At 40.8% G+C, this 14946-nt stretch carries 16 protein-coding genes; 9 read left to right on the top strand and 7 right to left on the bottom strand.

Going from position 1 to position 14946, the window contains the following annotated elements:
* Positions 1–147: 147 nt before the first annotated feature.
* On the bottom strand, positions 148–831 hold the full coding sequence (locus tag FTU22_RS03045; protein ID WP_111885941.1) for a hypothetical protein: 684 nt from the start codon (positions 829–831) through the stop codon (positions 148–150).
* A gap of 258 nt (positions 832–1089) precedes the next feature.
* Between FTU22_RS03045 and FTU22_RS03040 the strand changes: the two genes are divergently transcribed.
* Positions 1090–1947, top strand: coding sequence for an energy transducer TonB (locus tag FTU22_RS03040; protein WP_218955001.1), 858 nt, complete (start codon positions 1090–1092; stop codon positions 1945–1947).
* A 3-nt stretch (positions 1948–1950) separates the two neighbouring features.
* On the opposite strand, the gene FTU22_RS03035 is transcribed toward FTU22_RS03040, so the two are convergent.
* The 4 genes from FTU22_RS03035 to miaB all read right to left on the bottom strand — a co-directional run bounded on the left by FTU22_RS03035 (position 1951) and on the right by miaB (position 5384).
* A complete protein-coding gene (locus FTU22_RS03035) occupies positions 1951–2241 on the bottom strand; it encodes an antibiotic biosynthesis monooxygenase (protein ID WP_180092958.1) in 291 nt (96 codons plus the stop codon).
* A gap of 63 nt (positions 2242–2304) precedes the next feature.
* On the bottom strand, positions 2305–2787 hold the full coding sequence (gene ybeY, locus FTU22_RS03030; RefSeq protein ID WP_078192431.1) for an rRNA maturation RNase YbeY: 483 nt from the start codon (positions 2785–2787) through the stop codon (positions 2305–2307).
* A 9-nt stretch (positions 2788–2796) separates the two neighbouring features.
* A complete protein-coding gene (locus tag FTU22_RS03025; RefSeq protein ID WP_111885944.1) occupies positions 2797–3888 on the bottom strand; it encodes a PhoH family protein in 1092 nt (363 codons plus the stop codon).
* A 38-nt stretch (positions 3889–3926) separates the two neighbouring features.
* Complete coding sequence (gene miaB / locus FTU22_RS03020; RefSeq protein ID WP_180092956.1) at positions 3927–5384, bottom strand: tRNA (N6-isopentenyl adenosine(37)-C2)-methylthiotransferase MiaB; 1458 nt, start codon at positions 5382–5384, stop codon at positions 3927–3929.
* Between the two features lie 307 nt (positions 5385–5691).
* On the opposite strand from miaB, the gene FTU22_RS03015 reads away from it, so the two are divergent.
* From FTU22_RS03015 to FTU22_RS02995, 5 genes are all read left to right on the top strand, one after another.
* The gene (locus FTU22_RS03015) at positions 5692–7668 is read left to right on the top strand and encodes a lytic transglycosylase domain-containing protein (protein ID WP_180092954.1); all 1977 of its coding nucleotides are present in this window, start codon (positions 5692–5694) and stop codon (positions 7666–7668) included.
* 49 nt (positions 7669–7717) lie between these two features.
* On the top strand, positions 7718–8374 hold the full coding sequence (locus FTU22_RS03010) for a ribonuclease I (RefSeq protein ID WP_180092952.1): 657 nt from the start codon (positions 7718–7720) through the stop codon (positions 8372–8374).
* Positions 8375–8544: 170 nt separating this feature from the next.
* Positions 8545–9531 (top strand): malate dehydrogenase, encoded by a 987-nt coding sequence (locus FTU22_RS03005; RefSeq protein ID WP_078192426.1) that lies wholly within the window; start codon positions 8545–8547, stop codon positions 9529–9531.
* A gap of 188 nt (positions 9532–9719) precedes the next feature.
* Positions 9720–9980 (top strand): DUF2789 family protein, encoded by a 261-nt coding sequence (locus FTU22_RS03000; protein WP_078192425.1) that lies wholly within the window; start codon positions 9720–9722, stop codon positions 9978–9980.
* A 105-nt stretch (positions 9981–10085) separates the two neighbouring features.
* Complete coding sequence (locus FTU22_RS02995) at positions 10086–10343, top strand: DUF2789 family protein (protein WP_078189234.1); 258 nt, start codon at positions 10086–10088, stop codon at positions 10341–10343.
* Positions 10344–10392: 49 nt separating this feature from the next.
* On the opposite strand, the gene FTU22_RS02990 is transcribed toward FTU22_RS02995, so the two are convergent.
* Together FTU22_RS02990 and FTU22_RS02985 are read right to left on the bottom strand one after the other, a co-directional pair.
* Positions 10393–10920 (bottom strand): hypothetical protein, encoded by a 528-nt coding sequence (locus FTU22_RS02990; protein WP_180035684.1) that lies wholly within the window; start codon positions 10918–10920, stop codon positions 10393–10395.
* A 71-nt stretch (positions 10921–10991) separates the two neighbouring features.
* Entirely contained in the window at positions 10992–11594 is a 603-nt protein-coding gene (locus FTU22_RS02985; RefSeq protein WP_111885952.1) for a 2OG-Fe(II) oxygenase, read from the bottom strand.
* Between the two features lie 114 nt (positions 11595–11708).
* Between FTU22_RS02985 and FTU22_RS02980 the strand changes: the two genes are divergently transcribed.
* From FTU22_RS02980 to FTU22_RS02970, 3 genes are read left to right on the top strand one after another with little or no spacing between them, the layout of a single operon-like run.
* A complete protein-coding gene (locus FTU22_RS02980) occupies positions 11709–12566 on the top strand; it encodes a 23S rRNA (adenine(2030)-N(6))-methyltransferase RlmJ (RefSeq protein ID WP_078189232.1) in 858 nt (285 codons plus the stop codon).
* A gap of 41 nt (positions 12567–12607) precedes the next feature.
* Positions 12608–13432, top strand: coding sequence for a CDP-diacylglycerol--serine O-phosphatidyltransferase (gene pssA / locus FTU22_RS02975; RefSeq protein ID WP_078192422.1), 825 nt, complete (start codon positions 12608–12610; stop codon positions 13430–13432).
* Positions 13433–13468: 36 nt separating this feature from the next.
* The gene (locus tag FTU22_RS02970; protein WP_180092950.1) at positions 13469–14545 is read left to right on the top strand and encodes a DUF6670 family protein; all 1077 of its coding nucleotides are present in this window, start codon (positions 13469–13471) and stop codon (positions 14543–14545) included.
* Positions 14546–14946 lie beyond the last annotated feature (401 nt).

Genomic DNA, 14946 nt, shown 5'->3' with positions numbered 1-14946 from the left:
TCCTATTCAATAGAAGTGCGGTGGGCTAAACCACCTGATATGTTTATTATGCGGCTGGATTGTGGAGAATCACGTCACAAATCCGTGCCTAATGTATATATTGTGTAGCGTTTTTATAAGTTCAAGATGTCTAAGTACAGGATAAGTCTAGCTTTCCTTTTGCTTTATAGGCGTGACTTCATCGTCTTTTAAATTTGAATCATCCCAGTCTTCCATCCGTTCTTGCGACATCTTGGTGAACAATGCGGTTAAATTAACATTACCAATCACCACCAATTCGGCCTCACGTAAAACAGCATGGTTGACATGGACTTTGCCCAGTGTGTCGATAATTGATCGACTTTTACCGAGCCAGCGATTCAGGTCTAAATACAGTAAATCATCTTTAACTTTGATCACATTGAGCTTTTCCAAAATCATACCCAATGGATCTTGGTTGAGTACTTTTTGATAGAACCATAACGCCATGCGCACGCCCATCTTATACAGAACATTTGGATACTTCGCTTCAATCACTTGTGTATCACTAATTTGTTCAAATACGATCAATTGCGTTTGTTTGTTGAGTTCCATCTGTACCAGTTTTAAATCAACAGAGAGTGTTATGATCAGCCCGTTATAATCCAATGTGGCATACAGTCGAAGCCAGTCATCATGCAGGTCAGCATGCAAGTCTTTGAGCATTTTCACATTATCGGTCACAAAGCGCTGAAATGTCGCATTTAAAAACACTTGAGACATTGGGAATTCACGCTCATCTTCAATAAATCCTTCAGCTTTTTGGTACACTTGGCGTATACGTTTAGCGATATTGGAAACTAGCGTTTGCATAAGAAGTGCATCCTGACAAATTATGTTTTTTAACGATGTTTATCTTGTCGATTTCTATAAAAACACAAGGTTTTGATCTTGCAGTTTAGCAAAATAAATTGCACCATTTTCATGATTTTAATTGTGCATTATCTATGTGTTGATGGATTTCTCGTTTTCATCAAAAAATGAATACGAGTTTTATTTTATACTGTTTTAAGCAGTTTGGGGAATGCGGCAAATTGTCGGTTTAATGTGATGCTGAAAAAAATAACGTTCATGCCCTTGATGAAAGAGTGGTGGAAAGATCCCATATTTGCAACTGCATTGGCGTTTGCTGCTGTGTTGCATTTGGCTTTTTTAACCATGCAATTTTCCATGCCCCAAGAGGCGGATTATAACACCAAAGAAATTGCAGTTTCTTTACGTCCTACGACGGAAAAAATTGAACATGCAGACTTTTTAGCACAAGCCGATCAGCAGGGCTCGGGGACATTCCGTGAGTCGCATCGTATGTCGAGTGACATGCCTGCACCGATGATTGAACAAAAAGCCGGTGAGCAAAAAAGTGAAGCTTTAGAACAACTGCAACAAAAGAAAGAGCTGAGCTTTGAAGACAAAGTGTTGATGACAACCTTGAGTTGGCAAAAACAAGCTGAAGAAAACAGTCGTAAAAAAGCCGTTGAGGAGTTGAATAGTCAGTTTCAGGCCAAGGCTGCGATGGTGGCGAGTATCGAAGCTCAATATTTACAACGTCAGCAAAACTTTAGCCGTCAGCAAAAAATTAAAACCATTGATGGTATTCAAGCCAAGCAAGATGTTTCTGCTGCTTACATGGAAAAATTTCGCGAAAAAGTCGAGTTTTATGGCAACCGTTATTATCCTGAAGCGGCAAAACAGCAGCAGCTTCGCGGTGAAGTACGCTTAATGGTTATTTTGAACAGTAATGGCGGGATTCGTGCCATTCGTTTGATCGAAAGTTCAGGTTCAAGCTTATTGGATGAAGCAGCAAAAACCTCTGTGCGTAAGGCGGCACCTTTTGGTTTGTTTGATGCCAAAATGAAAGACATCTCAGAACTTCGTATTGTGCGTACTTGGCGCTTCGATCCTGCAGAAGCAGAATTTGAGGTGCGTTAAAATTCAGTCGCGATAGCGTCGCAAAACTTCGCAGATTTCGACGCTAAAACTCGCATACCATTGGTTTTTCCCCAATTGTTGCGCCACCAGATGTTGTGCATCTTGTTGCCAAGCTCGAATGTCTTCTAATGTATTCCAGTAGGAAAGGGCGATTTCATGCTCACCCTCTGTCAGCGCTTCAAAATGTTGACAGTTAAAGTGTGTCAAAGCTTTGTCTCTAAGCTGCTGTGCAGTCGAAAAATACGGCTCATCAAGCGTACAAATGCGTGCTTTAAAAATCACGACATATTGCATATCTTTCCTTCCTTGGTTTTTATGACGATAAAAAAAGCGAGCCGTAGCTCGCTTTTTGGGTTCTTAATCTCTTTCCAGATAAGGGTTATCAAAACCCAATTTGGCTAAAATCTCGATTTCCAACGCTTCCATTTCTTCAGCATCTTCATCAGAGGTTTCATGGTCATAGCCCATGAGGTGCAACGTACCGTGTACCAGCATATGCGTAAAGTGGGTCAGGGGTGCTTTGCTTTGTTCTTGTGCTTCACGAAGAACCACAGGAATACAAATCACCAAGTCGCCAATCGGAAATGAGTCTAAAACTGCTGCCATTTCATCCGGGAGATCGCTCGGAAAAGACAACACATTAGTCGGTTTGTCTTTACCACGATATTCCAAGTTCAATTTGTGGCTTTCGTCATTGTCCACACATGCAATACCGATCTCACAATCACTTTGTGTATCGATATGACGTAAAGCCGTTTCCACGACTTTTTTGATATGCGCACGTTTCACCACCAATTCAGGTGACTGAAAATTTTGCTGCAAGGAGAGATTAAGTTTCAAAATGAATCCTTAAATGTTTTCGTCTTGATGCTGCCCATCAGCTTTAGCATCATTGTCCGCCACCAAGGCTTCCTGACGTGCTTTACGTTCTGCACGTTGTTCAGCTGTAAGGCGATGTTGTTCGCTGTCCCATCCCTCATAGGCTTCAACAATTTTTTGAACCAATTGATGACGTACCACGTCACGAGAGTGGAAGCGAGTAATATGAATTTCTTTGATTTTTTCAATCACACGTAAGGCATGTGCCAAACCAGATTGTTGACCACGAGGTAAATCGACCTGTGTAATGTCGCCCGTGATCACCGCTCGAGAACCAAAGCCTAAACGGGTGAGGAACATTTTCATCTGTTCAGGGGTCGTGTTCTGTGCTTCATCTAAAATCACAAAAGAATGATTTAAGGTACGACCACGCATGTAGGCCAGTGGTGCAACTTCAATCACTTGACGTTCAATCAGTTTAGCGACTTTTTCAAAACCGAGCATTTCATACAAAGCGTCGTATAGCGGACGTAAGTAAGGGTCAATTTTTTGGCTCAAATCACCGGGTAAAAACCCCAGTTTTTCACCGGCTTCAACCGCAGGGCGAACCAATAAAATACGCTGAATTTCATTACGTTCTAGCATATCTACAGCAGCGGCGACCGCGAGATAAGTTTTACCTGTACCCGCTGGGCCGATACCAAATGAAATATCGCTTTGTAAAATACGCTGTACATAGCGTTTTTGATTGGCGCCACGTGGGTTGATCCGACCTTTACGGGTTTGTAGATAAACATTGTCTAAACCAGTATGCTCATTTTCAGAAAAATCTTCCTGAATTTCGCGGTCAGTCTGACTGCCTTGAATCATCATGTGTAAAATGTCCGCACTAATCTGTGGATTGGTTTCGGACTCTTCATAAAGACGGTGAAGGAGACTTTCGGCTCTCTCTACCGCATCGATTTCCCCATCGACAAAAAAAGCATCTGCACGATGAGAAATTTTGACATCTAAACGTTGTTCAATTTGTTTGAGATGACCGTTATAGGCACCGAGCATGCTTTGTAAACGGTCAAGTGGAATACCAGCAAAAGTTACAGTACGTCGAATCGCTGCAGTCAAGAGAATTCCTTTAAATTGGTCTGACGATTAAGCTTACATTACGCCACGTCAGGCTCAAGATTCAAGAGTTCACCGTAAACAAACTTCAAAGTTTTAATATCTGTCACTTCAATCTCTGCAAAACGCCCAACCCATGCAGGATCACCGATAAAGCTAACCAAACGTGTATTGTCTGCAGTACCAATCAGCAAGTTCGGATCTTTGTCTGAAACAGACTCAATCAAGACACGCTGAATGGTGCCCAGCATGGCATCAGTTTTATCGATACTGGACTGTTTAATCCATTGTTGAACTTTGGCAAGACGTTCTTTTTTCACATCTTCAGGGGTCGTGTCTTCAAGTTCTGAAGCAGGAGTACCCGGACGTTTTGAGTAGATGAAACTGTATGAATGATCGAAGTCCATATCTTGGATAAATTGATAAGTTTCTTCGAAGTTTTCGTCAGTCTCACCCGGAAAGCCAATAATAAAGTCGCTAGATAAATGCATATCAGGGCGAACTTGACGTAATTTAGCAATTTTATCGATATATACATCAATCGTGTGGTTACGTTTCATGGCTTGTAGAACGTCATTCGATCCACTTTGAACTGGTAGATGCAAGTGAGAAACCATTTGCGGTAAGTCACGGTAGCATTGAATCAAGTCATCATTAAATTCAAGCGGGTGCGATGTGGTGTAACGAATACGACCAATCCCTGGAATCTCAGCAACTAAACGTAATAAGTCTGCAAAGGTACAGATTTCCCCTTCAAAAGTTTCACCACGGTAGCCATTCACGTTTTGGCCGAGTAATGAAATTTCACGTACGCCTTTTTCAGCTAAAGTGGCAATTTCAGCCAATACGTCATCGAGTGGGCGAGAAACCTCTTCACCACGGGTATAAGGAACTACGCAGAATGAACAGTATTTAGAACAGCCTTCCATGATAGAAACAAAGGCTTTAAAACCTTCTATACGCGGTTCCGGCAAAAAGTCGAATTTTTCAATATCAGGGAATGAAATATCCACCAACTGAATTTTTTCTTTTTTCGGTTTGACCACTTGTTCAGTGTGTTGATCCAGCATTTGCGGTAAACGATGCAAAGTTTGTGGACCAAACACCATATCTACATACGGTGCGCGTTTTTGAATGTTGTCACCTTCCTGAGAGGCAACACAGCCACCAACACCAATCACCAAGTCAGGATTTTTTTCTTTCAGCTTGCGCCAGCGGCCTAACTCAGAAAATACTTTTTCTTGTGCTTTTTCACGGATAGAGCAGGTATTCATCAGGAGAATATCCGCTTCTTTTGGATCGTTTGTCAGCACATAGCCGTGAGAATCACCTAAAAGGTCGCCCATACGTTGACTGTCATACTCATTCATCTGACACCCTTGCGTTTCGATGTACAGTTTTTTCACTGCTCCATCTTGAGCTGGGGTGTGCTGTGGCTGGGTAACAGTGTTATCTGGGGCAGCTTGGGCACTATTCGGGATGAAGGTTTGAACCGTCATGTAGGCTCCTAAAGGAATTTTATGAAAATCAATAACCATACGTGGCTGACAGACAATTCAATCAATTGAATTGTGCAGCTGCGGAGGTCAAAAAGGGGATTTTAAGAATGGGCAATATTTTAGCAGTAATTCACTAGAAACTTACAGCCTAAAATTACAACTCTGCCATATTGATTTATGAAGCAAAAATGTTTGAAAATTAATATTGGCTAATCATAAGGTTACATAACAGAACACAATGCAGAGTTTAGAATTATTAAACTAATTCCTAAACAAAGTTCGATGTGCTGTAACTGAGCAGAATGACATGAAAGAAGGCAAGTGGATGTTAAAACATAATTTTAAACAGAAAAATTACGCTAAATTACTTGCTTTGAGTGTCGGGCTCTCCGGAATTTCTGCGTTTACCCAAGCTGCAGATGAGCAGTTTAACGATGCTTTACGTGCTGCGAATGCAGGCAATATTAGTTTATTACAACAATATCAATCATCCATGCAAAATGACGTTTTGGGCTATTATCCAGAATATTGGTTACTGAATAACAATTTGGCTTCACAGCCAGCAAGTGCCATTATTAATTTTGCACAGCGCTATCCAAATTCGGCAATGGCAGAAAAATTAGCCGCAGATTATGTTGAAGAAAAAGTCAAACAAGCTGATTTCGCTACAGCACAGCCTGTCTTGCAATATGTGACTAATGCTGACCGTGCTGAAACATGTGCCATGGCTCAAGTCCGCGCAAAGTCGGGCGACCCTCTGGTTTACGCAGAATTTAAAGATGTATGGTTGACCACAAACTCACAACCTGACTCGTGTACGGGCTTGGGCCGTATGATGCTGTCGAGTCCTTTAATGACTCAAGATGACCGCCATCAACGGATGTGGGGACAGTTAAGAGCGGGTCAGTCAGGACAAGCGATTGCGACTGCGCAAACCATTGGCGTAAATATTAATTTGTCACAACTCAACACCATTCAAGCCAATCCACTGAATTATTTATGGTCTGCACCCAAAGCCACAGCTGAAGATCATGCATACCTGATTTATGCGATGGGTCGCTTGGCCGATAGCGACTTAAATGGCGCGATTTCTTCGGTGAAACGTGCAGCAGAAGGCACACCAGCCGATGTGCAAAAAGCCCTATACCGAAGTGTTGGGTATATCGGTGGTACAACGGTAATGAAAAACAATTTCAACCGTGAAGTTCTAAATTATCTTGATTTGAGTTATGGGCTGCCTTTTAGTGCAGAAGAAGCCGAGATTTATGCGCGACAAGCCATTCGTTTTGGCGCATGGGAAAGTGTCATTCGTGCAATTGATGCGATGAGCGTTTCGCAAAAGCAAGAAGATCGTTGGCAATATTGGTTAGCACGCGCCTCTGAACAACGTGGCGATGCCTCATCTAAACGTGCGGCAAAAGAAATTTATCGCAAGCTCGCTGCTGGCGATGATTACCATAATTTGTTAGCACGTGACAAAATTGGTCAGTCTTATAACAATATTCCGTCAAATGTGCAGCCTTCGTCACAAGATGCGCAGCGTCTCAGTCAGGATATTCACTTCCGTCGTGCCTTTGCATTGCGCAATATTAATGCATCTGACAGCTATATTAACCGTGAATGGAACTGGGCAGTGCGTCAGGCCTACTTAAAGCATGATGATGGCATGATTCTTGCCGCAGCTAAACGTGCAACCGATATGGGGTGGTATGATCGGGCGATTTATGCAGCAGATCGAACCACTAAACAGCACAATTATGCTTTACGTTATGCTATGCCGCATCAAAATTACGTGGTGAGTCATAGTCGTAATGCAGGTATTGACCCTGCATGGGCTTATGGCTTGATGCGTCAAGAAAGTCGGTTTGTTACTAGCGCACGTTCACATGTCGGTGCCGGTGGTTTAATGCAAATTATGCCAGACACCGCAAAATTGGTGGCTCGTCAGATGGGGGAGAGTTATAACCCCGCTGCATTAACGGATATGAATACCAATATCCGTTATGGCACTTTCTATTTATCAATGATTCAACGTCAATTGAGTAATAGTCCAGTATTAGCGACTGCAGGCTACAATGCGGGTCCAAATCGTGCTCGACGCTGGCAGCCTGAGTATCAAGCGATTGCAGCGGACCAATATACGGAATCGATTCCATTAACGGAAACTCGAGACTATGTAAAACATGTGATGACCAATGCAACCCATTACGGCCTTTTATTGGGTCAGGGGCCGCAATCGATTGAAAAACGAATGCAAATGATTCCATTACGGAATGCGCAATAAGCATTGAAGCAACGCGCCTGTTTTGAGGCGCAATATGGGTAAATAATGAATGCCGAACTTGAACATTAGACCTGTTTATCGAATACTGACATCACTGCTCATCGGCATTGGTGCAGGCTTTGGTGTGTCTGTGCTTTCGGCAGCACCCGTGGTTAATGGTTATGTGATGGATGTACAAATGGTGCCAGCTGTTTGCGCCTATGATCCTTTAAAAAGTAAAAAACGTAAATGTCTGGAAGGCTATTCACTCAATATCACGGGCCTATATCCAGAAACTTCTACCCGTGATTGCACCACCAATAGTTCAGCTAAACTTTCTCCGTTGCAAGCCAAAGTGGTTGCACGGATTATGCCTGATGAAAATGCTCGCGTGGCGCTTTGGCACACTACCGGCGGCTGTATCCCAATGAATGCTAGTCAGTATTTCAGAACCATTATTAATCATGCAGATAAGCTAAAAATTCCAGATGAATTGACTAGCCAAGAAACCCAATCCATTCATGCCAATGTCTTGCGTAATAAAATGTTGCGTATGAACAGCGGATTGGTATCCCAAAGTATTGAATTTAACTGTATGCAAACCCGTGGTGGCAGTTTACTGACCGAGATTAAAATTTGCTATAAAAACAATGGGCAGTATAAAAGTTGCCCTACGACTATTGTCGGAAATTGTCCTGCAACTTTCATAATTAAAGGTTCTTTCTAAGCTTTTTTCTGCATTTTATTTATATTTCCTATCATACTTTTGTTGAAAAGCATTCTCTTTTACATGCAAGCGTCAAAAGATTGGAGTACAATCTTTGCCGTTTATGATTATTAAGATTAGATAGAACAGCTATTTAATCATTATGACCTTCCTCAATTGGAGATAATTACATGAAGCAAGCAGTTCGTGTTGCCGTTACTGGCGCAGCTGGTCAAATCGGTTATAGCTTATTATTCCGTATCGCAAGCGGTGAAATGTTGGGTAAAGACCAACCAGTTATCCTTCAATTATTAGAAATTCCAGTTGAGAAAGCTCAACAAGCGCTTAAAGGCGTAATGATGGAACTTGATGACTGCGCATTCCCTCTTTTAGAAGGTATGATCGGTACTGATGATCCTAAAGTTGCATTCAAAGATGCTGACTACGCTCTTCTTGTAGGTTCACGTCCACGTGGTCCTGGTATGGAACGTGCTGACCTTCTTAAAGTAAACGGTGAAATCTTCATCGGTCAAGGCCAAGCACTTAACGAAGTTGCTAGCCGTGACGTTAAAGTTCTTGTTGTAGGTAACCCTGCAAACACTAACGCTTACATCGCAATGAAATCTGCTCCAGATCTTCCAGCGAAAAACTTCACAGCAATGTTACGTCTTGACCACAACCGTGCGTTAACTCAACTTGCTCAAAAAGCGGGTGTTGCAGTTTCTGACATCGAAAACATGACAGTTTGGGGTAACCACTCTCCAACAATGTATGCTGACTATCGTTTTGCAAATGTAAACGGCGAAAGCTTAAAAGACAAAATCAACGATGCTGCTTGGAACAAAGACGTATTCCTTCCAACTGTTGGTAAACGTGGTGCTGCGATCATCGAAGCGCGTGGTCTTTCTTCTGCTGCTTCTGCTGCAAACGCTGCAATCGACCATATGCGCGATTGGGCTCTTGGCACAAACGGCAAATGGGTAACTATGGGTATTCCTTCTGACGGTTCTTATGGTATTCCTGAAGGCGTAATGTTCGGTTTCCCTGTAACTTGTGAAAATGGCGAATACAAAATCGTTCAAGGTCTTGAAATCGACGAATTCAGCCGTGAACGTATCAACGTCACTCTAAACGAGCTTGAAGAAGAACGTGCAGCAGTTGCTGACATGGTTAAATAATTTAATTTTTTAAATTAAATTATAAAAAAAAGCACTCCATTTGGGGTGCTTTTTTATGGCCTGCGAAAAATACCAAGCTTAAGTTTTGAACAAAAAATAACACGTTGAGATGTAGTTGCAACTGACAAAGTCAATTAAACAGATAACTATGAAGTGGAAGAAATGTTTTTGGCTTGAGGAGAACGGCAATGTTTGATCAACAACCGACGTTGGAACTATTTTTTGAACAATTGGGGTTAGATGCAAGTCCGGAAGGCATTGATCAATTTATCGAAACGCATCAAATCACCATGGATGTTCCATTGCATGAAGCGCCATTTTGGACGAAGTCACAGCGTGACTTCATTATCAGTCATTGGAAAAAAGATGATGACTGGGCCATAGTGGTGGATATTTTAAATGAACAATTGCATACAGAACATAAGCTTTCCGGATCATGCAAAATCTAAATACAATTTGAAACAACAAACCTAGTTTTAACGCTAGGTTTTTTTAGCTTCATCATATAAGTTAATTAAATAATAAATGACAGATTAGTTGATAAGGAGGGCGAGATGCTCAATCAAAATAAACCATCCTTAGCTTTATTGTTTTCTCAATTGGGGTTAGCTAGCAGTCCAGCTGCGATCGAGTTATACGTGCGTACGCATCAGCTTGCTGCAAGTGAAAATTTACATGATGCGCCGTTTTGGAATAAAGCGCAGCGTGATTTTCTAATCAGTCATTTAGTACAAGATGATGATTGGGCTATATGGATTGATGAGCTGAATCAACAGTTGCATATGGATGCATATAAGCTGCAGCCGGCATAGATTTCATTTTTCCACAAATAAAAAACACCTCCTCAGAGGTGTTTTTTATTTAGTGCAGTTTGCTTTGGCGTAACTCTGCAAACCAATCTTCTTGGCGATATGGATTAAATGCAGGATGCTCAAGTAATGTGGTCAGTTTGAATTCTTGAGATTTGCAGTATTTATTTAACCAGTGGCGGGTTAACGCAGGTTCCTGTTTTACCGCAGAGGCATAGGCCAAGTAGAAGTAAATGTCGCCATGTTCAGCTTTGGACATCGGTTTCATAATCTGCTGGGTAATCAGGGCATAGCGCTGCTCTTGGGTAATTTCAAAAAATATCATATAAGCTTTGGCTAAATGTACAGACAAATTGATGTATAGCTCAATCGGCATTTCTTCAAATTCAATCCGGCTTTGCTCAAGTAGAACAATGGCTTCTTGCAGAAAATACACTTGTTCTTGATGGTTCTTACTTAAATTAACCAATTGCAGGCGTAAGTCTGCACGCTCAAGAGCAAGTTCAGGGCTGTTGCCTTGTAGAAATAATTGATCGGTTTCGCCAATACGCTGAATAATTTTATGACTGTTTTGACGCATCGGGTACATCCTCATCTATGAATGACTCATATATGAGGATAGTTTAAGGGATTTAAAGGAGGAATCTCGAATTACCACATCGAGTTGTCATTACGTAGCCAAGCCGTAATCGATAAACGTTGATGTTTAGCTTCGAGTACCTCGTGTAATAGGTCACTTTGGAATAACGCAATGCGATTTGGTTTAGGTTCTAAAATATGCCAAACATCATTCTTATCTTGTAAGCGCAATTCACCGCCCCAGTCGGCTTGCCAATATTCATGCAAATAATAAACTGCTGAAATGACACGTCCATTTTTGCCTTGAGGATTATCTTTATGCAATGCGTAAAATTCACCTGCGTTATAACAAGCAAAATGTGCTTCGACTTCGTGAATGTTAGAAAAAAATGCGCGATTAAATTGTTCTGATAAATGTTCTAAGGCTTGAACGTGTTCTTGTGCGACATCTAATGTGTCGTTAATCCATAAAATATGATCACTTCTAATTTTACTGATGACTCCATTTTGTACGGCTGCATCCCTGAATTTATTTAAATTTGACATACATTCTTCAACAAGTGCATGTATATATTCTGCAGGATAAGCGTCATCAATAATGCTAAAACCGTGTTGATCTAAATCATCGAGGATTTGATCAACCGGCCATGACTTTGGGAGAAAGGCTGTTTCCATATACGATCCATAAAGTTGTGGAAAAAAAGGTGACGTATTCTAGAGCAAGAATACCATCGGAATGAAACTATTTTTCATGCTAAAATGTCCGTTGATATTAGGAATTAAAGAAACATGAATTACCGTCACCATTTCCATGCAGGCAACTTTGCCGACGTGATGAAGCACGTTTTGCTGCTTCAGTTATTAAGTCGACTGAATGCAAAAGATAAACCTTATCGCTATGTAGATACACATGGTGGTGCAGGTAAATATGATCTTTCGACCTCTGAAGCACAGAAATCAGGTGAGTTTTTAAATGGTATTCATCGTTTAGTTAAGCTCGATGATTCAATTAAACGCAATGCGCCTGAAGGTGTTCAACAATATTTAAAAGTTGTTGAAAAAATGCGTGAAAACTTTGGTAAAGGCGCTTATCCAGGTTCTCCGTGGTTCGCACTTGAAGGCATGCGTGAAACTGATAAGGCAACGATTTTTGAAATGCAGCGCGATGTATTCCAACAATTGCGCCACAATATTTTTGATAAACGTGCAGGCTTGCATGAGCGTGATGCTTACGAAGGTTTACTGGGTGTAATTCCACCAAAAGAAAAACGTGGTTTGGTCATGATTGACCCACCTTACGAATTAGAACGTAAAGATTTTCCACAGCTTGTAGAATTGTTGGTAGCTGCTTATAAAAAATGGCCGACAGGCGTTTTTGCGGTATGGTATCCAATTAAAGACCGCGCGATGATTGAACGTTTTGAAAAGAAAATGTACAAAACTGGTATTCGTCGTCAGTTGGTTTGCGAAATTTGTGTGTGGCCTGATGACACTCCAGTTGGTTTGAATGGTTGTGGTTTATTGGTGATTAACCCACCTTGGAAATTCTCTGAAGATGCGGACGAAGCATTACAATGGTTGTTCCCACATCTTCGTATGAATGAAAATGGTGGTCATGCAGCCGTACGTTGGTTGGTTGGCGAATAATTTTAAACTTGAAAAAGAAAGGTCACAGTTAGGATCGAACAATGACAAATACAAATAAACCTGAGCGGGAAATTTCTTCAAAGGATGAAAATGCATTTGATGGCATTACATTTGAAGTTGAAGAAGAGGAGCATACCCATGAAGGGCATAAAGTGAAACGTCGTGGGATCTATCTGTGGCCAAACTTGATTACAACTGCAGCGTTGTTATCCGGCTTTTATTCAATAATTGCCAGTATGAATGGTGAGTTTCAACAAGCCATTTATGCCATTTTCCTTGCAGCATTATTTGATGGTTTGGATGGACGTGTCGCACGTGCTATCGGCGCACAAAGTCCTTTTGGTGAACAGTTTGACTCGTTGTCGGACTTGCTAGCATTTGGTGTTGCACCTGCCATTTTAATGTATAGCTGGAGTCTAAATGACTTAGGCCGTATTGGCCTGGCAGCATGCTTTGTTTACACAGCATGTGCAGCCTTCCGTTTGGCACGTTTTAACGTACAAATTGGGGTTGTCGATAAACGTTATTTTATTGGTGTTGCAAGTCCACTCGCAGCCGTTATGATTATTTCATTGGTATGGGTAGGTATGGATATCCCTGCGGTCTTCGACTTACGCGAAACAGGTATTCAGATTTTTAATGCGGTAGTGATTATTGCAGTGGGTCTATTGATGATCTCAAATGTAAAATACTATTCATTTAAAACTGTGGATCGTCGCCGTGTTCCATTTGCGGTGTTGCCAATCATAGTCTTCATTTTAGCTGCTGTAACGTATAATATTCCAATGGGTATTTTAATTATTTCAGTAATTTATGCATTGTCTGGCTTTGTCACAACCTTAATGGCAAAAAAGGCTGAAGCATGAGTTAAAACATGAAATAAAAATGAAAAGGAGCTTGATATGCAGATATTTCAAGATTTCTTGGATCAATCAAGACGATTGAATCAAGCTCCAGATATGCAACATAAAAAAATAAATCTACATGCGCCGAATACGCCTTACCCTTCAGTCCATTATGGACTCTGTCTACCGAATCTTCCTGCGCCCTTACATTATCTTAACTTTATAAGTTGGCTCGGTCAGCCTCAGATTCCCGCTTTTCAAAATCCTGTGTCCATTCAACAAGACGAACTCAATACAGCCACAGTATTGACCAGTGTGAGCGGTCATATGGTTGGGCAATTACAATCATATTCCATCAAAGACGACTGTAGTCTGAGTGATACCGTCTTTAAATTTAGAGATAAAGAGCAGATTGGTTGGGATGGAGCGGTATTTCAAATCCATCGAGAAGATACTGAACTCAGTTTAGATTTGTCCGTACAAACTACCGATATTTCTTCGTGTTTAATTAAGTTGAGATTAGGTCTTGCTGAATATTGGTCGGTGATGTGCCAATGTGAAGGTCAAATCAAATTTCAGGGCCAGATGTATGATGTAAATCAGCTGGCGGTATTATCCTATGCACAAATACGCAAGTTCGCATATTTACCTTTAGCATTTTATACCCATCAGGTAATCAACCTCAGCCGACAGCGTCAAATCATCTTTATGCAAACGCGAGATCGCTATAACAATATTTTGAGCTCACGTTTATATCTAAGAGATTTAAATCAGAAGCAAGTGTTCATGGCAGACCAAGGCGTGTTCTTTAAAGTCATGCGCGTTTATCCTGTGGTTAAAACCCCCAATTTGCAAAAAATGTATTTACCACGTGAATTTGAATGGATTTACCAAAATGACAAACTAAAAATACATATACAGGCGCAGAGCCGTGGGGATTTTAAATTTGGACTCGGCGCTGGCTATGCAGGAAGCTTTAACTATCAAATTAAAATTAACGACGAAATCGAGTGTGGGGAAGGTGGCTACTGTGAATATGTCGATTGTCGAGCTTTAAAATGGCAAGAAAAAAATGAAAAAGATAAATTAACGGACAAATATGGAAATATTGTCCCTTTTATGCTCAAAAAATAGTAAAAAAACTCAATTTAGTAGAATAAATAAACAAACGTAATGAAAAATTAAAAATAAATGGAAAAGGGTGTTGCGTTGGATCAGAAATGCTGTAGAATGCACATCCATCGGCGGTGATGAAGATTAAAACTTCTGATAAAACAATGACTTGGTTGAATTGATTAAGTTGGGTTTTAGAAAGGAAGTTTAAAAATAATTTGAATTACCGGTTGACTCTTTAGAAATAAAGAGTAATATAGCCGACCTAGCTTGCTGGTGACGAACCAACAAGAAGATCATTAAGAGATTATGAAGAACAACTTGTGTGGATTTTTACTGATTGATCGATCGAAATTATTTTCATTGATTGATGGTAGAAATTACTCGAAGTTTATTTGAGCAAATTTTTGTCAGTAATTGAT

The organism is Acinetobacter sp. YH12076 (genome assembly GCF_013419525.1).
GTDB classification, from domain to species: Bacteria; Pseudomonadota; Gammaproteobacteria; order Pseudomonadales; family Moraxellaceae; genus Acinetobacter; species Acinetobacter amyesii.
Note: the sequence above shows the minus strand (reverse complement) of the source record. Positions and strands in the feature narration are given on the sequence as shown.